Origin of the sequence: Sphingobacterium populi (assembly GCF_001586775.1) — a bacterium.
GTDB lineage: Bacteria > Bacteroidota > Bacteroidia > Sphingobacteriales > Sphingobacteriaceae > Sphingobacterium > Sphingobacterium populi.
On the sequence record NZ_LQXS01000002.1, the window covers coordinates 255,163 to 276,676 of the forward strand.

Consider the following 21,514-nt stretch of genomic DNA (forward strand, 5'->3'; position numbering starts at 1 on the left):
AAAACGGTGTAAAGTTTGCGAACTTTGCACCGTTCCTGCTTAATAGCCTTGATAAAAGTGTTTTTGAATTTCGTCTTACAGGCTTACTCGATCATCCATCGTAATAGGCTGGCACCCCAAGAAAACCCAGCTCCAAAGGCCGTTAACATCACCAAATCCCCTTTATTCAGTTTCTTCACATTTTCCCAAATACATAAGGGAATTGTTGCTGCAATCGTGTTTCCTAAATATTCAATGTTAGAAAGTGTTTTGCCTTCCTCAATATTTATTTCCTTACCGACGGCATCTATGATACGCTTGTTCGCTTGATGCGGTACCAACCAACGTACATCCTCTATTGTCAAATTATTTCTGCTTAGCACATGCTTACAAGCGTCACTCATGGATTGAATAGCTTGCTTGAACACGACTTTGCCGTCCTGGCGGATATATTTTCGATCATTATCTACTACGATATCTCCATTAAATGGATACAACGAGCCACCAGCTTCGATATTTAAGTACTCTTTGCCGATTCCGTTACTTTGAAGAAAAGCATCCATAATGCCTTCTTCTTTCGATGGCTCGAGCCATACTACGCCTGCGCCATCACCAAAAAGAATATTGGTGCTTCGATCTTCGATGTTAACAAATGAACTAATATTATCAGCACCAACAACCACTACGTTGCGATAACGGTTCGTTTCTACTAAAGATGCGCCTAAATCCAGTGCATACAAAAAGCCCGAACAGGCTGCGTTTACATCGAATGCCCAAATATTGGTAAGACCCAGTTTTTCTGCAATTAAATTGGCTGTAGCCGGCATCAGCATATCCGGAGTAGATGTGGCAACTAGTATAGCGTCGATATCATGAATGTCGCGTTTGTATTCTGCAACCATATTCCGTATCGCAGCTACAGCCATGTCCGAAGTCGCTAAATTTTTTTCTAGTATGCGTCGTTCTTTTATTCCGGTACGCTTTACAATCCACTCATCAGATGTGGCACAAGCCTGCTCTAAATCATGATTTGTTCTTACTTGTTGGGGAAGGTAACCACCTATCGCTGTGATCGAAGCGTATTGTTTATTGTACATGCTCTGCAACTGTATCTCTCCTGTAAACGTTTATTCTTGTGTATAGTTATCTATTTTTGTAACGCAAATCTTCTCGAATTTCTAGTATGCGTTATCATCTCAACTATAATAAGGAAGTGCATACTTACTTGCCTGTGCAAAAATACATGCAAATATCGCGAAAAGTTATTATAAATCAGAAGTTATTTTTTACTGCTCCATGATTTATGCGTTTGGACGTTAGGTTCTGTCAATGAGTTTTTTGCGCCATGTGCTTGTGCATAGTAGCTGAAAGTAAGTGTCGCATTCGCTAATAGAAATTACATCCAATTGACCTATTTAGTGCTTGTCGATCGGCATGAGCTATCTCATCATACCTTATAAAAATACATAGGGCTTATTTTCTTTGGTGGAAAACAAGCCCTATTCTTTCAAGCACATTGCAAGTATGTGCAATATTATTTGCTAACAGCTGCTTCGTAACGACGGCTTACTTCGGGCCAATTTACTACGGTCCAAAATGCGCCTAAATAATCTGCTCTTTTGTTTTGGTATTTTAAATAATAAGCATGTTCCCATACATCAATTCCCAAAATAGGAGTACCCTTTTTCTCTGCGATATCCATCATTGGATTGTCTTGGTTAGCAGTAGAGGATACGAATAACTTACCGTTGCTATCAACTGATAACCATGCCCAACCTGATCCAAAACGATCGGCACCCGCTTTATTTAATTGTTCTTTTAATTTGTCTAATGATCCAAATTCGCCGTCAATAGCTTTGGCTAATGCGGCAGATGGCTTTGTGTCTTTATTTGGCGTCAATATGGTCCAAAACAGTTCGTGATTGTAGTGCCCACCAGCATTATTACGAAGTGCATCGCTATTAGCGGATACGTTGGCAAGAATTTTTTCTACGCTTTCGTTCTCCATTGCTGTACCAGCTACCGCTTTATTGAGGTTAGCAGTATATGCGGCGCCATGTTTAGAATAGTGGATCTCCATTGTTTGCGCATCTACGGCGCGCTCAAGTGCGTCGTAAGCATAAGGAAGGGGCGCCTGTTTAAATTGTGCTATGGCTGCCTGACCCATTAGCAAGGCAGTTACTAAAAATGTTGCTTTAGAAAATTTCATCATGACCTAATTATTGTTTTTTTATTGAACAAATAAAGATAGGGATAGTTTTATAGAACATCCCTAATTTCCTTTACGAATTCTACTTAAACTTACTTGTGTGATACCTAGGTAAGACGCAATGTATTTAAGTGGAATACGTTTGATCAGATTGGGGGTTTCGGCTAATAATTTGGCATAACGCTCTGTGGCTGACATCAGCTCTCGTGATATAGCGCGGCGCTCGGCCTTTAGCAATTCGTACTCCGCTAATTTTCGACCCCAATTGGCCAGATGTACATCTTCGTTATAAAGTTGTTGCAGATCTTGCTTCTCGATTTTATAAAGTTCACAATCCTCGATAAGAGCAATGTTTTCGTAGCTTGGTATATCCATCACATAACTTGCCATAGAAAGTACCGCTTCTCCTTCTTGGCCAAACCAGAATGTAATTTCGCCTCTCTCGGAGTCAGCATATGCTCGTACAACACCACTTGAAATGAAATACATATGCTTTTCCAACCGATGTGCTTGCATTAGTAAATGACCCTTTTTAGCTTTATAAAGCTTATTTTTTCTTCCATTAGTGCCACTGATTGATCCGGTAGGGGGTATATGCTTTTAAGTATTTTTTTAAGATCATTCATTTTGTTTCAGTTTACAGAACTTTGTGAGCATCGTACGCGTTTTCTTCAGCAGGTTGGCCGAGATTACGTGATCTCATGTTTAGTATGTGCATTTATGACGTGCTAGATTATGGTTCGGAAAGTCAGGTTGACACGTGGAGTTAGTACTTTTTTGGTTGGCGGAAGCCGATGTAGCCAATGTTGTTGTGTAACGCCAGACATCACCAGCAGGCTGCCGTGTTCTAATTGAAGATCGATCCTTTCCTTCGATTCTTTGTGTTTAAAACAAAATTTGCGCTGTGCGCCAAAACTAACTGAGGCAATGGCTCCATGCTTCTTTAATGCTGATTCGCTATCGCTATGCCACGCCATCCCTTCAGCACCATCATGATACAGATTGAGAAGGCAGGAATTATACGTCTCTCCAGTTAGTTTTTCTACATTCTTTTTGATGGTCATTAGCGCTGCTGTCCAAGGTAAAGCGCGCTTGGTCGTGTTAGAATAGGTGTAATCATAGGCCTGATCGCCATACCAAGCCACCTTTCTTTTAGTGATAATATGCTTGCCAAAGATTATTGCCTCATCATTCTTCCACATAATGTTAGCAAGTAGTTCTTCCAATAGCGCGTTAGCGTCTTCTTGTGTCCAGATAATGCCAAAGTAGATAGCACTACCGTCCATTGGTAAATATTCTATTGATGTGTTGCTGCTTCCCATCCAATAATTGCTTTTTTTCTGTTAATGCCCCATCTATATCCGCCAATGCCTCCAGCTGTCTGAATCACCCGGTGGCAAGGTATCAAAAAGGCGATTGGATTTCTTCCGATCGATGTCCCAACTGCTCTGTGCGCTAGTGGCGTACCTATCGCATGAGCAATTTGTCCGTAGCTACACAACGATCCTGTTGGGATTTCTAATAAGCATTGCCATACTTTGAGTTGAAATTCCGTACCCTTTAGATGTAATTTGACTCGAGGCATATCTGTCCAGTCGTGCTGAAAGATGCGAAGAGCTTTTGCCTGTATCTCATTATGTTGCGCTGCAAACGTTGCATTAGGGAATTGGGCAATCAAATGCTGTACCTGCGATTCCCGATCTTGAGTTATAAAACTCAGATGGCAAATGCCTTTACTCGTATTGGCGATCAATATTTCGCCAAATCGTGTCGTGTTTATATGGTAGTCGATTTGTAAGTGTTTGCCTCCGTGCTTGTATTCGGCAGGAGTCATCCCTTCTAGTTGTACAAACATATCGTGCAATCGACTAGTACTTGATAAGCCAGTAGCTTCGCTAGCTTGCCAAAGTGTTGCTTTCTCTTTTCTCAACAATTCTTTCGCATGTGATACGCTGATATACTGTAAAAATCTTTTCGGAGTTGTGCCTGCCCATTCTGCAAAAAGCCGCTGAAAATGAAATGGGCTCAAATGTACTTGCTGTGCAATCTCCTCCAAACTAGGTTGTTTTCCAAAATTATCAGTGATATATGCAATCGCTTTTTCAATCCGTTTGTAATTGACGGCGGTCAGGTCTTCCATGTCCTTATTGTATGTATATTTCAAAGGTCGGAAAGATAGCACGTAAATAAAATCCGAAATTTGCTGAATTCCAAACACAATCCCTAATTTTGCATTGAATTACATACTACGTTATCCATTCCTGTCAATAATTCAATAATAATGAACATAACCACCAAGCTCTACCGCTTCATCGATCAGCTCAACAAATGGCGTATGCAAAAAATTTCTAATAGAAATTTTTTGATTCTGGTGGCCTTATTGGTTGGTATTGTAGGAGGCTTGGCAGCGGCGCTGCTGAAAGGCATGACGCACGGCATCGCAGCATTTTTGCAAGATGAAGTGCGCTCCCAATATAAATATTATTTGTACCTGCTTTTTCCTTTAGTAGGTATTCTACTAAGTGTAGTGTATGTGCGCCGATTTATCCGCAAAAAAGAATTGGGCCACGGGATGACACCTATAATGTATGCGATATCGCGCAACTCCAGCAAGATTGAACCTCATAATATCTACTCACAGATTGTTACGAGTGCCATTACAGTTGGTTTCGGAGGGTCATCAGGACTCGAAGCGCCTATTGCATATTCTGGAGCAGCGATTGGCTCAAACATGGGGCGCTTCTTTGGTCTGAGCTATCGCGAAGTTACATTGTTGCTAGCTTGCGGTGCTGCTGCTGGTATTTCTGGAGCTTTTAATAGTCCGGTTGCAGGTATGATTTTTGCTATCGAAATCCTACTACCTGAGTTTTCCATTCCGGTATTTATCCCTTTATTGATTTCTACAGCTACAGCAGCCGTTATTTCTAGATCCATTTATAGCGAGCCATTATTCCATTTAGTCACCGACGATTGGGTGTTTAGTGCTTTGTTTTTCTATATCTTACTTGCCTTTATTGTAGGAGGTTTTTCGATCTATTTTGCCAAGCTTGCCGGTTGGTTACGTATGCAATACAATAAGGTGCACAATCCATATCGCAAGGTTTGGATTAGCGGTATCAGTTTGGGAATACTTATTTTTATCTTCCCTGCCCTCTATGGTGAAGGCTATTTGGCAATCCAACAAATTCTTGATGGTAACCATATGGCCATGTTGCAGAATAGCATATTTGCCGACTACAGTCAGACCGGTATTATGGTCGTGATATTTGCCCTATGTACGGTGTTTGCCAAAACATTTGCCGCACTAATCACATTGAATGGTGGTGGTAATGGTGGCGTTTTTGGTCCGAGCCTAGTGGTTGGTGGTTTGTTGGGATTTGCTTTTTCGTACGGTCTGAATCTCACAGGAGTGGTAGATCTTAATATTGCGAATTTCACTGTGGCAGGCATGGCAGGAGCTCTTGCAGGTATGATGCATGCGCCATTAACCGCTATATTCTTGATCGCCGAAATCACCGGTGGCTATGCATTGATGGTACCTTTGATGTTAGTTACGGCAATAGCTTATTTTATAAATCGAGTAACCTTAAAGCATTCCATATATACCAAAGGATTGGCTGAGCAAGGCGATTTGATAAGCCACGAGGATAAAGATCGTACCGTGTTGAGTATGATGAAGCTACGCTATGTACTGGAGAATAATTTTACCATCTTGCGGCCTGATGAGTTTCCGCAAGAGCGGAGTCATGATATTATTCATACTAAACGTAATATCTTTCCGGTGGTGGATTTTGAAAGTAAGTTTTTGGGAGTTATCTATAGCGAACGCTTACTAGAAATTCTACTCGGCGAACATCCAGAAGGTTTGAAAAAAACTATGGCTGAGCTGGCAGAAAAACCGATCGATACCGTTTCTCTTGATGCAAATATGGAGCTCGTGATGCAGAAGATGAATCGTGAAGATGTGTGGATTTTGCCCGTATTAGATGAAAACGGCTACTATCAAGGTTTTGTTTCCAAATCCGCCGTGTTTAATAAATACCGAGCTTATTAGTACGGCAAGCATCCTATTTTGATCGCTAAGATCATAATCTCGCGTGTCGCTGATATGGCGGCACTACGGCTTATGGATCAAATCACGAGAAATGCTGATTAAGCTTTTGAGGGATTTTGTGTATACTGTAATCCTTTGGGATAATGTTTAGCAAGCGCTTCTTTCCAACTAATTCCTGTTAGATTGTCTTTTTTACTTGTACCAACTCCTGCTACGTGAGACCAAATACCATACGTAGTAGCCGGATTATAATCCAAGAGGTATTCTTCAAAAAAAGCAGCGCTTTCTAGCCAAGAGCAGTTAGTTTCTTGTATCAGATAAAGGGATAAAACCGTGCGCGCTTCTGAAGGAAGGTTTCCCGTGCTTTTTAAGATGTCGATCGTTTCATCTATAAAAGACTCGCCGGTATGGCCCGACTTCCAGTCTGCTTCATCTAACACGTTTGCTCGTTCTGGAGTTGTCGTGCCATGATGACCCGATAGTTTGAAGTATACATTAGGATACTTTTTGAGCATAAAGCGAAAGTAATCGCGCCAAAAAAGACGAGCAGTTCTTCGCTCCAAACGCTTTTTGTTAGTTGGCGTCATTGCCGCATGCAAACGATGATAAACAAGTATGGGCGATAGCACGCCAGTAGCCATATAAGGTGATATCAACGTGAAATCATGAAATCCTTTATATGCATCTTCTAAAATCATCTCCAGATTTTTGAGGCCATTCTGCTCACCACCAATTAACTTCTTGCCCGCAATGGAATCAACTTCTTGCTCTGAAAACCCTAAAGTTGCAAGCGAGGGAATTTCTGTAGATTCTAAATGATTTGGAATAAGAATTTGATCAATCGCAGGTAGCACCGGTCTTACTTGGCTCTCGCGCTCCACCTTTTTTTGAACAGCGTAAATGATTCTGGTATATCTCGTATCGGAAAAGGAAGATCTTCCTTATGATACATTGTATGCCCAATAAAATGCTTCAGATTGATGCGGCAAGATTGCCATAAAGCAGATTCTACTTTTTCGGAAATTTGTGTCTCGCGTTGAGCGACTTCACGATGATGATAAACTTCATCTGCGTCATACTTTACTGCCAAACGGGGTATAATCTCTTCAGGATATCCATAGTAAGTTAAAAGATCTCCTCCCAAATCGCGTAAGCTCTCTTTAAAAGATTGTACTGTTTCAAGGATAAATTGTGCACGCAAAGCACCCGTGTTTTTACCACCATATTTGTTGGTATTATAGTAGCGGGGATCGAAGCAATATACTGGAATTACTAAATCAGCTTTTTGGACTGCCTCGAGTAGAATCTCATTGTCGTGTAAGCGCAAATCATTCCTGAACCAAACAAGAACAACCTTCTTTTTATCCATAAATTGTGTGAATCTTACTTATTACAAATATAAGTTTTAAAGAGCGCAATAGGGCAATAGGTCTTATATTTGACACGATTAAGACATTGTACAACACGTATAAAATCGGGAACGAGACCGTAATAAAACAAAACATCAAACGTGGGTGTTCTAATCTTGAAAATAATTCTACTTATAAGTTCTTCGAGAACTAAAAAATAAATTCAGAGTATGAGTATGCTTATTAGCGGACTTAATAGCTATTTGGGGAGGCGAGCGGCGAGTAATTTAGCTTCAGACGAATTTCAGGTATTTGGGCTGATTAGAGACGTAAAGCTGTTTGAGGCAACTGGTTTTGAGCCTGTAACAGCTAATTTGCTGTCGGTCGATTTATTGAGGAAAGAGCATGCTTATATGGATTGTGCAGTGAACGATTTTGAGGTAGGGATTTGTTTTGCACCCTCAACCAACCTTGATGATCAAGTAAGTTTGCAGGTTGAACTTACCAGAATCAAAAATTTCATCACTCTACTACAAACTAACAAATGTAACCGTGTTATATACTTTGCTCGCTTGGTAGACCAAAATTATATCAGATACATCCAACAGTTATTTATCGAGTATGCTATCGACTACACAATTGTCATCGCTAATATTGCCTTAGGAAAACACAGCCTTGCTGATCGCTATTTCCGACAACTTATGTCCGAAAAATATGTGTGGTACGATGAGGCTATGGCTAATGTAGAGTTTAGACCCATAGCTGCGCTTGATGTGCTTCGGTGGATTCGTTCGATCAGCTGGAAGACTGAGTTCATCAATCAGATACTCGAGTTGGGTGGTGTGCAGAAGATGAGCGTTAAAGAGCTATTTCGATTGTATAAAAGCCTCAATAAGGTGAATAACGTCGCGTCGCTGTGCCTCACTTTTTATACAACTTGTTTTTTCAGCGTAAAAGAAAATTACATAAAGAGGATCACTTCGAAATCAAACGAATGTTTCGTTATGAATATCCTCTTGATAATTCAGCTTGGGCCAAACGTGTTTCCTTTTCCTTCACACCAATCGAAGAAGTCATATTGTATGACCAGTAAATCGCCAAAAACTTTAATAGGTATTTTTTAGCGTTTTAATAAAAAGACGGTGTTTATACTGTTACTTTTGTGTTAGCTACATAGAATATGATATGGGATACAAAAGTTTAGCCGATTGCGTTGCAGATCTAGAACAGCATGGTCATCTTATTAGAATAAAAGAAGAGGTAGATCCTTACCTAGAGATGGCTGCGATACATATGCGGGTGTATGATGCTGCTGGACCAGCAATCTTTTTTGAGCGTATTAAGGGAAGTCAATTTCCGGCAGTTTCAAACTTGTTCGGTACGCTAGATAGATCGAAGTTTATGTTCCGCGACTCACTAGCCAATGTAAAAAAGCTAGTAGACGTCAAAATGGATCCCATGTCGGTAGTAAAAAAACCATTTTACTACGCAGGTTCGGCAATGACTGCTCTTGGTGCATTACCTTGGAAGAAGAAAAGTGGTGCTCCAATTCTTCACGGGCGTACTACGATTTCTGCTTTGCCCCAAATTGTCAACTGGCCGATGGACGGCGGTGCATTCGTCACAATGCCTCAGGTCTATACAGAAGATGCAGATCGTCCTGGAATCATGAATGCCAATTTGGGCATGTATCGTATTCAGCTTTCTGGCAATGAGTATATTCCCGATGAAGAGATTGGTTTACATTATCAATTGCATCGTGGAATAGGAGTGCATCAAGCTAAAGCTAATGCGTTAGGTAAGCCATTGAAAGTTTCGATTTTTGTAGGTGGCCCGCCATCTCACCCACTTTCTGCCGTGATGCCGCTGCCAGAAGGTTTGTCTGAAACGATCTTTGCTGGCGCATTGGGCAACAGAAGATTTAGATATTTCTATGATGAAGAAGGTTTTTGCCTTTCGGCAGATGCCGACTTTGTAATTACTGGCACCGTATATCCTAATGAGAATAAGCCCGAAGGCCCTTTTGGTGATCATATTGGCTATTATTCGCTAACGCATCCATTTCCGCTGATGAAAGTACATCGGGTGTATCACCGCAAAAATGCGATCTGGTCTTTTACCGTGGTGGGCAGACCGCCACAAGAAGATACCAGTTTTGGTGCGCTAATTCACGAAATAACAGGAGCGGCGATTCCGATGGAGATCAATGGTTTACATGCAGTACATGCTGTTGACGCTGCTGGTGTGCATCCACTGCTGTTCGCTATAGGTAGCGAAAGATATACACCTTATCAGAAAGTGGACCGTCCGCAGGAACTTTTGACGATCGCCAATCAGATATTGGGTAAGAATCAATTGAGTCTAGCAAAATACTTGTTTATTTCTTCTTTTGAGGACAATCCAAAGCTTGATATTCATGATGTGGTAGGCTATCTCAGTCATATTCTCGAGCGAATAGAGTGGGATAGAGATGTGCATTTTCAGACCAATACGACAATAGATACCTTGGATTACTCTGGTGACGGATTGAATGCCGGGTCGAAGGTAGTTTTTGCTGCTGTCGGGTCACCCAAATATACATTGGCGACAGAAATACCTGTGGGTTTAGATTTTCAGCGACCTTTTGGCTCCGCAAAAATGGCTTTGCCTGGCGTGGTAGTGGTAGATGGAAGTGTTTTTGAAAGCTATGAGTCGGAGCAGCAGAAAATCGATGTCTGGAGTAATTCGATTGCCGTAGATCGGTTAAGCGGAATTAGGTTGATCGTTATAGCTGACGATGCTGAATTTGCTGCAGCATCACCAGCTAATTTTGTATGGGTCACCTTCACACGGAGCAACCCATCACATGACATTTATGGAGTAGATGCTTCCGTCAGATTCAAACACTGGGGGTGTAATGGTCCGTTAATCATCGATGCACGTACAAAACCTCATCATGCGCCAGCATTGATCAAAGATCCAGCCGTAGAAAGGCGCATAGATCAATTAGGTACAAGAGGAGGGCCGCTTCACGGTATTATTTAATGTTTGTTTCAAGTATTTTCAAAATTTAATACGATCGTATTAATCACTTTGTCTTTATGTTGTAAATAATTCAACAAAACATTAAAAACATTATGAATTTAGTTTTTTAATCTGTTTCTTTGTTATATAGTATTGATAGAAGATTCAATTCGATTAAAATTTAAGATTGTATGTGCGGGATTATTGCAGCATTTGACATAAAAAAAAACAGAAGAATCGCTAAGGCCTCAAGTCTTAGAAATGTCTAAACGTATACGCCATAGAGGACCAGATTGGTCAGGCATATTTAGCTCTGCTAAAGCGCTTTTGGCGCATGAGCGGTTAGCGATCGTAGATCCGCAGTCGGGGAGCCAGCCTTTATATAGCGAAGACAAACAAGTGGTTTTAGCTGTAAATGGCGAGATCTACAATCATCGTGAACTTCGTGCGACATTACCTGATTATCCATTTGCGACACAATCCGATTCGGAAGTAATACTCGCCTTGTATTTAAAGCATGGAGCTTCGTTCATTGCCGATTTAAATGGGATTTTTGGTTTTGCATTATACGACGCACGCAACGATAGTTTTTTAGTTGCTCGTGATCATATGGGTATCATACCATTGTATTACGGATATGACGAGGACGAACAATTGTTTGTTGCCTCAGAGTTGAAATCATTAGAAGGTTTTTGTACCCGCATAGAGCAATTTCCTCCGGGGCATTACATCCATAGCGCGGAAGGGCTTACTCCGAAAAAATGGTACAGCAAGGACTGGGAATCGTACGATGCGGTAAAGGAAAGTGATACTGATATCCAGGATCTGAAGCAAGCTTTGGAAGATGCAGTGCATCGCCAATTAATGTCTGATGTTCCTTATGGTGTATTGCTTTCTGGAGGATTGGATTCGTCGGTAATTGCGGCGATCACGAAAAAATATGCTTCTAAACGCGTAGAATCGGATGATGCAGAAGAGGCATGGTATCCTCGTTTGCACTCTTTTGCGGTAGGATTAAAAGGCGCGCCGGATTTAATTGCAGCGAAGAAAGCCGCTGATCATATAGGCACGATTCACCATGAAATTAATTTCACTATTCAAGAAGGTTTAGATGCAGTTCGAGATGTGATTTATCACCTAGAAACGTACGACGTAACGACCATTAGAGCGTCAACGCCGATGTATCTCTTGGCGCGTGTCATCAAGTCAATGGGAATCAAAATGGTGCTTTCTGGAGAAGGTTCTGATGAGCTATTTGGTGGATACTTGTATTTTCACAAAGCTCCAAATGCCCAAGAATTTCACGAAGAAACTGTTCGTAAACTAAAAAAATTGTATCTGTACGACTGTCTGCGTGCGAATAAGTCGCTTGCTGCATGGGGCGTAGAGGGTCGCGTACCGTTCTTAGATAAAGAATTCATGGACGTAGCGATGCGTATCAATCCAGCGGACAAAATGATCAAAGATGGTCGTATGGAAAAATGGGTAGTGCGTAAAGCTTTTGAAGATTATTTGCCAGAAAGTATTGCTTGGCGGCAAAAAGAGCAATTCTCGGATGGCGTAGGCTATAGTTGGATTGATACATTAAAGGCACAGGCAGAAGCAAAGGTAAGTGACGTTGCATTTGAGCAGGCGGCACAGCGTTTCCCTCTCAATACGCCAAAGAATAAAGAAGAGTTCTATTACCGCACGATCTTTGAATCCCATTTTCCATCTGAAGCAGCAGCGAGTACTGTGCCATCTGTAAAATCAGTGGCTTGTAGCACGCCGGAGGCATTGGCATGGGACGCATCATTTCAAAATGTTAACGATCCATCAGGTCGCGCAGTAGCTAATGTGCATAACGATAGCTATGCAAAAACTCCAGAGCAAGTTGTTTAGCTAAGTACAGCACACAGCTAATAAAAAAGACAAGCATCCAATTGGATGCTTGTCTTTTTTATTAAGAATAAATCTATAATTTAATAACAGTATTTAAATTTAAAAATTATTTACCCTAATTAGTAAATATAGTTAAAATAATTTCTATATTTGAAAATGATTGAAGAATCAGAGAAGATTATAGACCATTATTTAGCTAATAACAAAATAGCTGCTACACTCGAGTCAGAAGATTTAGCGTTATTAAAAAAAATGTTATATGGTTTTGTAAAAGTAAAAGGGGATCTGATATCAACCAGTACACTTTTAGCCTACTGTTCACAGGTGTTGACCAGTAAGAAAAGCTTCACGCGCGATTTGGCGAAAGTGTGTAACAAAGCTTTGGAAATAATTCTTGAAAAAAGTTGAATAGTGCCAGATCAATCTTTTTGAAAAGATTAATAAAAAAGGCGATACGGGGAGTATCGCCTATAATCACACTAACTATTAATAAAAACCCTATGGAACTAGGTGTTTTTCGAATCTAAAAGGCTATACAAAAAGCGGCGCAAAGCTTCGCGCTTATTAGCTCAACTTTTCGTTTAGCGATATATAAAGATAAATAGTATTGCTATATTATACAATAGGAATGAGAAAAAAACCCCAATATTTAGCTTAAATAATACAACTAATTGATTTTAAGCTTTTTAATTTTTTTATTAACATGTTTTTTAGGGAAATTATCTTGTTCTTTGCGCTGTTTTCCAGTTTAGGTAGCTATCCCAAGCCGCTTTATCAGTTCTAAATGTGAAAATATCTGTAATGTCTTGTGTAGCAGCCACGAGCCTAAATTTAATCTCCTTATCAGGATTATCCGCAGCAAGTACGTGTGTCGGCATAAACATCGCATGATCTGCCGTTAGATCTTTTCCAGACTTTGGTCTTATAAGATAGTAGATCGATATGATTTGGCTGTCATTGAATGATGACTTTTCAAAAAAATCTGTCGTATACAAGTGCTGCACGATGTCAATCTCCAGATTGCATTCTTCCAAATACTCTCTCTTCAATGCATCAAGCAAGCCTTCTCCATATTCTAATCCGCCACCTGGAAATTTAGTAAAACAAAAGTTTCCGACTTGCTCATCGCTTACAAGTACCTCGTTTTCTTGATTTATTAATATTCCATAAACCCTTACATTAAATAAATACATGTATTTAAAATTTCGTATTTAAAGATATTATTAGATTTGTTCGAAGCCAGATTCTACACTGAGCTCGTCTACTCCAGCGATAGAATAGTGCCTTGGTAAAAACCACGAGATCGTATTCATTACTTGCACATATGCATTTTGAGTGGCAAACATCTTTGGTGTAATATTAAATATAAGATCCTGAGTCATCAGCTCTTCGTTCTCATAATTACGAGCAATTAGCATTACTTTTCCATTACTTATGCCCGTATATTCCAAAAATGATCTAATATGCATGCGGGATTGGGTAGGCAAAATATCTTCCGAAGGTTGCCCAACCAGTACGCTTTCATCTTTAGGAAGTACAAAATCTTTGCCGTGCTCGGAGAAAGCACTATCATCCGTATAAAATTCATTGTTGAGCTTCAGATTAAGAAGATCTCCATGAGAAAATATCCAATCAGGCTGATCCTTATGTGCATTAATCACTAGACCAAATCCGTTGGCCAATATCGTATCCAATTCATTGCGAATCACAAAAGCTCTAAAGTTCTTTTCGGCATCAACTGTATGCGCATTCATGTACGCAAAGCTATCATTGGCAACCGCTACCTCAGGCTCCGCCAACTGCAGATTGCACTCATCGATATTATCTAAAAAATCTGCCACCCATTTCGGATCCCGACTAGCCAAAGGAATGTCTAGTAGATGTTGCAGATTGATCGTCTTTTCCAAGTTACCCATCGAACCGGAAGAATGTTTATTGGCATCAAAAAAGTGTATCGTACTCATATTGCTTCAAAGATGCTAAAAGTAATGAATCTTTGCGGAATTTCGTTTCAAGTATGTCAATATGGCTGTTTTTTATTAGAGTAACGTGATAAGAACGATATAAAATTTTACTATTTTTGTTAGAAACCATATTAAATAATGTCTAATACGAACGCGACCCACACCGTAGATTTTGATTCATCAAAGCTCAGTTTCGAAGAGTTTCGTGATCTGATAATTAGTGATTACAGGCTAGCTGTAGAGAGCCGGCAGGTAAGTTTATTAGGGCGAAAGGAGGTGCTTACTGGTAAAGCGAAGTTCGGAATATTTGGAGATGGCAAAGAATTAGCTCAAATCGCTTTATCTAAAGTTTTTCAAGATGGTGACTGGCGTTCGGGTTATTATCGCGATCAAACGATGGCCTTTGCCTTAGGTTTTACAGATATTTATCAATTTTTTAGTCAATTATACGCAACGCCTGATTTAGATATCGAGCCAGCTTCTGGTGGTAGGCAGATGAACTGCCACTTCTCGACTCAGCTGCTAGACGAACAAGGACAATGGTTGAATCAGACACAGCAAAAAAATTCGGCTTCAGATATTTCTACAACAGGAGGCCAAATGGCGCGTTCTGTCGGTTTGGGCTTAGCATCCAAACATTATAGAGATAATGATGCACTGAGCTATTTGAAGTATTTCTCAAATAATGGAAATGAGGTTGTGTTTTGTAATATAGGCAATGCCTCTACCTCAGAAGGGGTTTTTTGGGAAACAATTAATGCTGTTGGCGTTAAGCAACTGCCGATAGTCGTATCTATTTGGGATGATGGTTATGGAATTTCCGTTCCAAATGATGTACAGACTACTAAGTCAGATATTTCTCAAGTACTTAAAGGGTTTCAAAGGGATGAATATGGTGCGGGCTTTGAAATTTTTAAAGTAGGTGGTTGGGACTATCCGGGCCTCTGCGAAGTTTATAAAAAAGCTGCCGATTTGGCAAGAGAAAAACATCAACCATGCATCGTACATGTATGTGAGATGACGCAACCGCAAGGGCATTCGACCTCAGGTTCGCATGAGCGTTACAAGACTGGCGACCGCTTGAAATGGGAGGAAGAATACGATTGTAACTTAAAAATGCGTAACTGGATCATGGAGTCTGGAATCGCAACAGAAGACACACTCGTAAGTATCGAAAAGGAGAGTAAAGAAAAAGTACGCGCCGAGCAGCGACGGGCGTGGACTGATTACCAAAAGCATTTGCAAAAAGACTTTGATCAAGCAGTCGCGTTGTTGAATAGTATTGATGACGAGCGTGTCGAGATTCCACTCAAGACGCTACAATCCTTAACCGAATACTCATTGCATGAAATTTACGGGAATATACGTCGCGCATTGAGAGAGCTTCGCGGCGAGGTCGTTGAAGGTAAGGAAGCCTTATTAAGTTGGTATCGTCAACAGCAAGAAATTAATAAAGATAGGTACAATGATTTCCTGTTTTCTAATACCAGTCAACAGCCCTCCTTAGTAGATACCATTCAACCGAGTTACGAAAGCGAATCTCCCGTCGTAGATGGGAGAGAAGTGCTTAATGCCTGTTTTCGTGAGCATTTTGCCAAAGATGATAGATTGATAGCTTTCGGAGAAGATGTTGGTAAAATCGGAGATGTTAATCAAGGATTTGCCGGCCTGCAAGAGCAGTTTGGTGTAGATCGAATTTTCGATACCGGTATACGTGAATCTACTATTATAGGAAAGGGTATTGGTCTGGCTTTGCGTGGCCTTCGGCCAATTGCAGAGATTCAGTATTTAGACTATTTGCTTTACGCTTTACCCGTACTGAGCGATGATCTTGCAAGTCTTAGTTATCGCACCAAAGGTAGACAAAAGGCTCCACTAATCATACGCACTCGTGGTCATCGACTAGAAGGCGTATGGCATTCTGGCTCGCCAATGTCTGTACTACTGGGAGCTTTAAGAGGTATACACATCTGCGTGCCACGCAATATGACACAAGCGGCAGGTATGTATAATATGTTGCTAAAGTCTGACGAGCCAGCCTTGGTTGTAGAGTGTTTGAATGGCTATCGATTGAAAGAGAAGATGCCACAAAACGTTAGTGATTTTACCGTTCCTCTGGGTGTGGCAGAAGTGGTACGCGAAGGCCATGATATCACCGTGGTATCATACGGTTCTACTTTAAGAATTGTGCAAGAAGCTTCGTTAGAATTAGATAAGTTAGGTATCTCTTTGGAGATTATTGATGCCCAATATTTAATTCCCTTTGATCGTGATAAGATTTGCGCTAATTCGCTACAAAAGACCAATAAATTATTAGTGGTAGATGAAGACTTTCCAGGCGGTGCTTCAGCTTACCTATTAAATAAAATTCTGGAAGATCAAAAAGGTTATTACTCATTAGATAGCCAACCTCGTACTTTGACGGCAAAGGCACACCGTCCTCCGTATGGCTCCGATGGTGATTATTTTACCAAACCTTCTGTAGATGATGTTATTGAAATGGTATATGCGATGATTAGTGAAACTAATCCTCAAAAGTATCCAGCTATTTTTTAAAGGTTGAATACGGGTCTTTAATGGTTTCACAAAAGTTGAAAAGGACAGTCCCTAGACTGTTCTTTTTCAACTTTTCATCTAGCGTTACTACTAGCGATCGATTGCTGCGTATTAAATAGCGAGGCAGCGCCTATAATGGCAGCGTGTTCTTGATATTTGCCAAGCTCAATATTATACTGCGCTATAGCTGATCTTTGGCTAGCGCAAATCTTATTCCATGCCTTCGTGATATTGCCTCCAATGATAAAATCTGTAGCTCCGTGTTGGCTGCTGAAATAAGCGAGAAAGTCGAGTAAATGCTTAACGTATTCGTCCAATAGAATTGCGGTCTCGCGAAGCTCTCCATGTTCTTCGAGGATTTCCTTCAAACCGGGCTTAGTTAGCCCAGTCAGTTCGTTAAAACGTTTAGTAAACCATCTTGTGACCAGAAATTCTTCAAATATCGTATCTCGAAATGGGGCTTCCCATAGAGCCGCATCAAATGCTTTTTGACCATTACTCCAGACGGCACTTCCCAGCCCTGTACCTAAGGTTATGCCCAAGATCTTGTCTTTGTAATCTAAACCTTGCGCAAATATCTCGCCCTGTAAGAATGCGGCAGCATCATTGATATAGGAGATTTTTTTTATCGGTAGTCCAACCAAATTTTCTATGATTGGCTGCGTGACCACCATTTGATATAAACTATCATACTTGGTTTGACCTATCATTAAAGAGCGGCCTTCTTCGTAGTCGAATGGACCGGGCATGGCAATGCCTATTTCGTTGATTTCTTTTTTACTGTTGTTTATGCAGGCGTGCATACAGTCTGTCCAACTCAATAAAATCGATTTAGCATCTGTAGATGAGTCAACGTGTTGCCGCGTAATTGTATCCGATAGTATAAGCCAAGTTTCGGTATCTACAATAGCAGAAGTTATGTGCGTTCCGCCAATATCACAGGCTAGAACAAAGCGATTATCGCGCATTAGTTTGGTATTTTAATAAATGATCGGCAATCACCAAGGCAGCCATTGCTTCGACAATGATGACGGCACGTGGCACCACACAAGGATCATGTCGGCCCTTGCCTGAAATAGTTGTTTCGCTACCCTTATCATCGATCGTATGTTGATCACGCATAATGGTAGCAACTGGTTTGAAAGCGGTACGAAACATAACGTCCATCCCGTTGGAAAGCCCGCCTTGTATGCCTCCCGAAAAATTGGTTTTAGTACGCGCAGGTCTGCCTTCTTCTGCTACAAAGATGTCGTTATGTTCTGATCCCAACATTTCTGAACCAGCAAAACCCGATCCGTATTCGAAGCCATGTACAGCATTGATACTTAACATAGCTTTACCCAGATCAGCATGTAACTTATCGAATACTGGCTCGCCCAGCCCGACTGGCAATCCGCGGATAACTGTAGATATTCTTCCACCAACAGTATCGCCATTTTTGCGAACCTGATCAATGAATTCGATCATTTCGGCGGCAGTTGCCGGATCAGCACATCGTACAATATTGTTTTCGCGAAGTTTTAGCAATTCTGCGAGGTCAGATACGTCCACATTTGGAGCTTCCAGCTGCCCTACGCCAGAAACATGAGCAAAAATCTCTATGCCATGTTTTTTTAGAAATAATTTGGCAATCGCACCTGCTGCTACTCTGGCAGCGGTTTCGCGCGCGGAAGAACGCCCACCTCCTCGATAATCACGAATACCATATTTCACTTGATAGGTGTAATCGGCGTGCGATGGACGAAACTTATCTTTGATATGAGAATAATCCTTGGATCGTTGATCTTCGTTTGGAATATTGATCGCAATCGGAGTACCGGTAGATTTTCCTTCGAACACACCAGATAAGATGTGAGCTATGTCGCTTTCCTTACGCTGCGTCGTGATCTTTGATTGCCCAGGTTTGCGTTTGTCTAACTCCGCCTGAATGAATTCTTCATCAATATCAATCTGCGACGGGCATCCGTCTATGATCACGCCAATAGCCTTTCCGTGAGATTCACCATACGTCGTGATACGGAACAGATCGCCAAAAGAATTTCCTGCCATAGTTAAGTTTAGGTTGTAAATATATCAATTCGGCATCAAAAGTGAAATTTTTGATGCCGAATTATTTGTAATTATGTGATCGTGATCGTTGAATCGATCACTAAACTAAGTTGAATTGCTGATCTTGTAAATGTTGCCAAAAGTCAGGGTAAGACTTGTTGACTACCGCAGGGTCATTTATGCTAACTAGCGGGAAATGAAGCGCAAGCGGCGCAAATGCCATAGCCATCCGATGGTCTTCGTAGGTGTCGATCACCAGCTCTTCAGGTACAAAATATGCCGTAGTATCGAGCGTGTACGTGCCGCTGTTCTCATGAAGTTTACAGCCAAATTTGCCGATTTCGTTTTGTAGTGCCGCGATGCGATCCGTCTCTTTGATCTTAAGGGTTTCTAATCCGGTTAAAGTCGTCGGGATCTTTAGTGCTGCCGCAATGACAATAATAGTCTGAGCCAAATCTGGGCATTCTTTTAAATCTAAGAATACTGGTTTGCTAGTAGGGGCACCTTTCTGCAATGCAATACCATCTTCTCCAAAAGTAGTATGCACGCCAAAATGTGTCATAATATTAGCAATGGCAATGTCTCCCTGCAAGCTGCTTTTCTTTAAGCCAGGCAAAAACAAGGAAGCTTCTTGGGCCAAAGCAACGATCGCGTACCAATAGGATGCCGCACTCCAATCGGGCTCTATATACAAGGTTGCTTCTCCAAATGATTGCGCTGGAATACTAATCTTTTGTTGATTCCATTGATATTCTATTCCTGCTTCGCGTAGCATATCAAGCGTCATGCTCACATATGGTTTGGAAGTTAGCTCGCCCTCAATTTGAAGGTTTAGTCCTTGTGGCAGCGCCGGAGCTAACAGTAGCAACGACGAAATGTATTGACTGCTAATATCGCCTGCGATGGAAACGGCGTTTTGCGTTTGCTCTAATGGGCCTTCGATATGCAGTGGAGGATAACCTTCTTGCTTTGCATAGCCGATCTTAGCGCCGATAGATAGTAAAGCATCTACCAAAAGTTTGATTGGCCGCTCTTGCATTCGAGCACTTCCGGTCAGTTCAAATGATCCGTTCGATAAACTTAAAAATGATGTTAAGAATCGCATCGCTGTTCCCGCAGGGCCGATATCGATTTTCGCCCGATCATTATTAGAAGACGCTTCGCTTGCAATAGCAAGGGCTTCGCCCATCGTAACCGTATCAGCCGCTTCCGAAAGATTGGCTACGCTAACGCTGCCTTTGCTGAGCGCCTGAATGATAAGGGCGCGGTTGCTCTCGGATTTTGAACCCGTGAGCACTACCGTTCCGCTTATAGTCTTATTAGCATGCGATAAGGAGACTTTTTTAAGTTCGCTCATTATGCTTCTGCAATCGTTTTGCTATTCATTACCTCATTCTGTTTACGAATAGATTCGTTATGCAATAACTCTAAGTATTTCACCGCGAAGTCTTCGCCGATATTCAACGCTTTGGCTAATTGTACGCGTTTCTGTACGATTTCGTCCCAACGGTTAACTTGTAAGATGGTTACATTGTTGTCACGTTTGTATTCGCCGATTTTCTCTGCAATTTTCATGCGATCGCCTATCATTTTGATGATATCATTGTCAAGTTTATCAATGTTTTGACGTAGTTCCGATAGTTTATCTTCGAAAGCAGGGTTGTTGGATTCCGCTTGGCGTACTGCAATATTGCTCAGCATATCAGCTAGTGCACTTGGTGTGAGTTGTTGTTTGGCATCTGTCCAAGCTACTGAAGGGTCGATATGAGATTCTATAATTAATCCTTGCATATCCATATCTAACGCTTTTTGTGAGATATATGGAAGCAATTCACGGTTTCCACAGATGTGGCTTGGGTCGTTGATAATCGGTAATTCTGGTGCAATGGTTTTCAACTGAATTGCAATATCCCACATTGGTTCGTTACGGAAAGCGGTTTTCTCGAAAGAGGAGAACCCGCGGTGGATTGCTGCCAGTTTTTTGATGCCGGCACGGTTTACACGCTCCAAGGCACCAATCCATAACGATAAATCTGGGTTTACTGGGTTTTTCACGATCACGGGAACATCTACGCCTTGCAAAGCATCGGCAATTTCTTGTACCGTGAATGGGTTAGCGGTAGAACGTGCGCCAATCCAAAGCACATCTACTCCTGCTGCCAACGCTTCTTCCACGTGTTTTGCAGTTGCAACTTCGGTAGCCGTCGGCAATCCAGTCTCTGCTTTTGCTCTTTTCAACCACTCTAATCCAACGCTTCCGATTCCTTCAAATTCTCCTGGACGAGTACGTGGTTTCCAAATTCCGGCACGTAATACATGCACTTTTCCGGTATTCGCCAATAGGTGAGCTGTTGATACCACTTGTTCTTCAGTTTCGGCACTGCAAGGTCCTGCAATTACCAAAGGCTTGTCGCCCGTATCAATCCATGAACTTAATGGCAAAATGTCTAATGAATGTTTCATTGTATAT

Annotated in this window: 19 protein-coding genes; 6 read left to right on the plus strand and 13 right to left on the minus strand. The window is 41.3% G+C overall.

Annotation, left to right across the window (positions count from 1 at the left end; all coding sequences use genetic code 11):
• Nucleotides 1–83 precede the first annotated feature (83 nt).
• From A0125_RS05400 to A0125_RS05420, 5 genes are all read right to left on the minus strand, one after another.
• Entirely contained in the window at nucleotides 84–1,076 is a 993-nt protein-coding gene (locus A0125_RS05400) for a beta-ketoacyl-ACP synthase III (protein ID WP_066753316.1), read from the minus strand.
• A gap of 437 nt (nucleotides 1,077–1,513) precedes the next feature.
• The gene (locus tag A0125_RS05405) at nucleotides 1,514–2,146 is read right to left on the minus strand and encodes a superoxide dismutase (protein WP_231863170.1); all 633 of its coding nucleotides are present in this window, start codon (nucleotides 2,144–2,146) and stop codon (nucleotides 1,514–1,516) included.
• Nucleotides 2,147–2,251: 105 nt separating this feature from the next.
• Nucleotides 2,252–2,677: a Crp/Fnr family transcriptional regulator gene (locus A0125_RS05410; RefSeq protein ID WP_231863132.1), complete on the minus strand. Its 426-nt coding sequence runs from the start codon at nucleotides 2,675–2,677 to the stop codon at nucleotides 2,252–2,254.
• A gap of 239 nt (nucleotides 2,678–2,916) precedes the next feature.
• Nucleotides 2,917–3,510, minus strand: coding sequence for an alpha-ketoglutarate-dependent dioxygenase AlkB family protein (locus A0125_RS05415; RefSeq protein WP_066753319.1), 594 nt, complete (start codon nucleotides 3,508–3,510; stop codon nucleotides 2,917–2,919).
• Nucleotides 3,486–4,328: a methylated-DNA--[protein]-cysteine S-methyltransferase gene (locus A0125_RS05420; RefSeq protein WP_066753322.1), complete on the minus strand. Its 843-nt coding sequence runs from the start codon at nucleotides 4,326–4,328 to the stop codon at nucleotides 3,486–3,488. The genes A0125_RS05415 and A0125_RS05420 overlap by 25 nt, the downstream gene beginning before the upstream one ends.
• 141 nt (nucleotides 4,329–4,469) lie before the next feature.
• Here A0125_RS05420 and A0125_RS05425 point away from each other — a divergent pair, with 141 nt between their 5' ends.
• The gene (locus tag A0125_RS05425) at nucleotides 4,470–6,242 is read left to right on the plus strand and encodes a chloride channel protein (RefSeq protein WP_231863133.1); all 1,773 of its coding nucleotides are present in this window, start codon (nucleotides 4,470–4,472) and stop codon (nucleotides 6,240–6,242) included.
• Between the two features lie 98 nt (nucleotides 6,243–6,340).
• Here A0125_RS05425 and A0125_RS16055 read toward each other — a convergent pair whose 3' ends face one another.
• Together A0125_RS16055 and A0125_RS16060 are read right to left on the minus strand one after the other, a co-directional pair.
• Nucleotides 6,341–7,123: an FAD-binding domain-containing protein gene (locus A0125_RS16055; protein ID WP_231863134.1), complete on the minus strand. Its 783-nt coding sequence runs from the start codon at nucleotides 7,121–7,123 to the stop codon at nucleotides 6,341–6,343.
• Nucleotides 7,102–7,611, minus strand: a complete 510-nt coding sequence (locus A0125_RS16060; RefSeq protein WP_231863135.1) for a deoxyribodipyrimidine photo-lyase — start codon at nucleotides 7,609–7,611, stop codon at nucleotides 7,102–7,104. Before A0125_RS16060 ends, A0125_RS16055 begins: the two co-directional genes overlap by 22 nt.
• Before the next feature lie 210 nt (nucleotides 7,612–7,821).
• Between A0125_RS16060 and A0125_RS05435 the strand changes: the two genes are divergently transcribed.
• The 4 genes from A0125_RS05435 (at nucleotide 7,822) to A0125_RS05450 (ending at nucleotide 12,883) form a co-directional block, all read left to right on the plus strand.
• Nucleotides 7,822–8,715 (plus strand): Rossmann-fold NAD(P)-binding domain-containing protein, encoded by an 894-nt coding sequence (locus A0125_RS05435; RefSeq protein WP_066753325.1) that lies wholly within the window; start codon nucleotides 7,822–7,824, stop codon nucleotides 8,713–8,715.
• Nucleotides 8,716–8,776: 61 nt separating this feature from the next.
• Complete coding sequence (locus A0125_RS05440) at nucleotides 8,777–10,615, plus strand: UbiD family decarboxylase (RefSeq protein WP_066753328.1); 1,839 nt, start codon at nucleotides 8,777–8,779, stop codon at nucleotides 10,613–10,615.
• A 240-nt stretch (nucleotides 10,616–10,855) separates the two neighbouring features.
• A complete protein-coding gene (asnB, locus tag A0125_RS05445) occupies nucleotides 10,856–12,475 on the plus strand; it encodes an asparagine synthase B (RefSeq protein WP_231863136.1) in 1,620 nt (539 codons plus the stop codon).
• A gap of 156 nt (nucleotides 12,476–12,631) precedes the next feature.
• Nucleotides 12,632–12,883 carry a hypothetical protein gene (locus tag A0125_RS05450; protein ID WP_066753331.1) on the plus strand — a complete coding sequence of 84 codons (252 nt, stop codon included), beginning with the start codon at nucleotides 12,632–12,634 and terminating at the stop codon, nucleotides 12,881–12,883.
• Between the two features lie 311 nt (nucleotides 12,884–13,194).
• On the opposite strand, the gene A0125_RS05455 is transcribed toward A0125_RS05450, so the two are convergent.
• The gene (locus tag A0125_RS05455) at nucleotides 13,195–13,668 is read right to left on the minus strand and encodes an NUDIX domain-containing protein (RefSeq protein ID WP_066753334.1); all 474 of its coding nucleotides are present in this window, start codon (nucleotides 13,666–13,668) and stop codon (nucleotides 13,195–13,197) included.
• A 30-nt stretch (nucleotides 13,669–13,698) separates the two neighbouring features.
• Nucleotides 13,699–14,439, minus strand: a complete 741-nt coding sequence (locus tag A0125_RS05460; RefSeq protein ID WP_066753337.1) for a hypothetical protein — start codon at nucleotides 14,437–14,439, stop codon at nucleotides 13,699–13,701.
• A 138-nt stretch (nucleotides 14,440–14,577) separates the two neighbouring features.
• On the opposite strand from A0125_RS05460, the gene A0125_RS05465 reads away from it, so the two are divergent.
• Nucleotides 14,578–16,995, plus strand: coding sequence for an alpha-ketoacid dehydrogenase subunit alpha/beta (locus A0125_RS05465; RefSeq protein WP_066753339.1), 2,418 nt, complete (start codon nucleotides 14,578–14,580; stop codon nucleotides 16,993–16,995).
• 74 nt (nucleotides 16,996–17,069) lie between these two features.
• Here the strand turns inward: A0125_RS05465 and A0125_RS05470 are convergent, their stop codons facing one another.
• The 4 genes from A0125_RS05470 to A0125_RS05485 all read right to left on the minus strand — a co-directional run bounded on the left by A0125_RS05470 (nucleotide 17,070) and on the right by A0125_RS05485 (nucleotide 21,507).
• Nucleotides 17,070–17,963 carry an ROK family protein gene (locus A0125_RS05470; RefSeq protein ID WP_066753341.1) on the minus strand — a complete coding sequence of 298 codons (894 nt, stop codon included), beginning with the start codon at nucleotides 17,961–17,963 and terminating at the stop codon, nucleotides 17,070–17,072.
• Nucleotides 17,953–19,044: a chorismate synthase gene (gene aroC, locus A0125_RS05475; RefSeq protein WP_066753344.1), complete on the minus strand. Its 1,092-nt coding sequence runs from the start codon at nucleotides 19,042–19,044 to the stop codon at nucleotides 17,953–17,955. The genes A0125_RS05470 and aroC overlap by 11 nt, the downstream gene beginning before the upstream one ends.
• Before the next feature lie 100 nt (nucleotides 19,045–19,144).
• Nucleotides 19,145–20,401 (minus strand): 3-phosphoshikimate 1-carboxyvinyltransferase, encoded by a 1,257-nt coding sequence (gene aroA / locus A0125_RS05480; protein ID WP_066753346.1) that lies wholly within the window; start codon nucleotides 20,399–20,401, stop codon nucleotides 19,145–19,147.
• Complete coding sequence (locus tag A0125_RS05485) at nucleotides 20,401–21,507, minus strand: chorismate mutase (protein ID WP_066753349.1); 1,107 nt, start codon at nucleotides 21,505–21,507, stop codon at nucleotides 20,401–20,403. Before A0125_RS05485 ends, aroA begins: the two co-directional genes overlap by 1 nt.
• Nucleotides 21,508–21,514 lie beyond the last annotated feature (7 nt).

Excerpts from the sequence above, each read along its gene's own strand:
- A0125_RS16060 (WP_231863135.1), bottom strand. The coding sequence starts at position 7,611 with ATGGATAAAAAGAAGGTTGTTCTTGTTTGGTTCAGGAATGATTTGCGC.
- asnB (WP_231863136.1), top strand. The coding sequence starts at position 10,856 with ATGTCTAAACGTATACGCCATAGAGGACCAGATTGGTCAGGCATATTT.
- A0125_RS05410 (WP_231863132.1), bottom strand. The coding sequence starts at position 2,677 with ATGTATTTCATTTCAAGTGGTGTTGTACGAGCATATGCTGACTCCGAG.
- A0125_RS05400 (WP_066753316.1), bottom strand. The coding sequence starts at position 1,076 with ATGTACAATAAACAATACGCTTCGATCACAGCGATAGGTGGTTACCTT.
- A0125_RS05420 (WP_066753322.1), bottom strand. The coding sequence starts at position 4,328 with ATGGAAGACCTGACCGCCGTCAATTACAAACGGATTGAAAAAGCGATT.
- A0125_RS05470 (WP_066753341.1), bottom strand. The coding sequence starts at position 17,963 with ATGCGCGATAATCGCTTTGTTCTAGCCTGTGATATTGGCGGAACGCAC.
- A0125_RS05485 (WP_066753349.1), bottom strand. The coding sequence starts at position 21,507 with ATGAAACATTCATTAGACATTTTGCCATTAAGTTCATGGATTGATACG.
- A0125_RS05405 (WP_231863170.1), bottom strand. The coding sequence starts at position 2,146 with ATGGGTCAGGCAGCCATAGCACAATTTAAACAGGCGCCCCTTCCTTAT.
- A0125_RS05425 (WP_231863133.1), top strand. The coding sequence starts at position 4,470 with ATGAACATAACCACCAAGCTCTACCGCTTCATCGATCAGCTCAACAAA.
- A0125_RS05440 (WP_066753328.1), top strand. The coding sequence starts at position 8,777 with ATGGGATACAAAAGTTTAGCCGATTGCGTTGCAGATCTAGAACAGCAT.
- A0125_RS05455 (WP_066753334.1), bottom strand. The coding sequence starts at position 13,668 with ATGTATTTATTTAATGTAAGGGTTTATGGAATATTAATAAATCAAGAA.
- A0125_RS05465 (WP_066753339.1), top strand. The coding sequence starts at position 14,578 with ATGTCTAATACGAACGCGACCCACACCGTAGATTTTGATTCATCAAAG.
- aroA (WP_066753346.1), bottom strand. The coding sequence starts at position 20,401 with ATGAGCGAACTTAAAAAAGTCTCCTTATCGCATGCTAATAAGACTATA.
- A0125_RS05450 (WP_066753331.1), top strand. The coding sequence starts at position 12,632 with ATGATTGAAGAATCAGAGAAGATTATAGACCATTATTTAGCTAATAAC.
- A0125_RS05435 (WP_066753325.1), top strand. The coding sequence starts at position 7,822 with ATGAGTATGCTTATTAGCGGACTTAATAGCTATTTGGGGAGGCGAGCG.
- aroC (WP_066753344.1), bottom strand. The coding sequence starts at position 19,044 with ATGGCAGGAAATTCTTTTGGCGATCTGTTCCGTATCACGACGTATGGT.
- A0125_RS05460 (WP_066753337.1), bottom strand. The coding sequence starts at position 14,439 with ATGAGTACGATACACTTTTTTGATGCCAATAAACATTCTTCCGGTTCG.
- A0125_RS05415 (WP_066753319.1), bottom strand. The coding sequence starts at position 3,510 with ATGGGAAGCAGCAACACATCAATAGAATATTTACCAATGGACGGTAGT.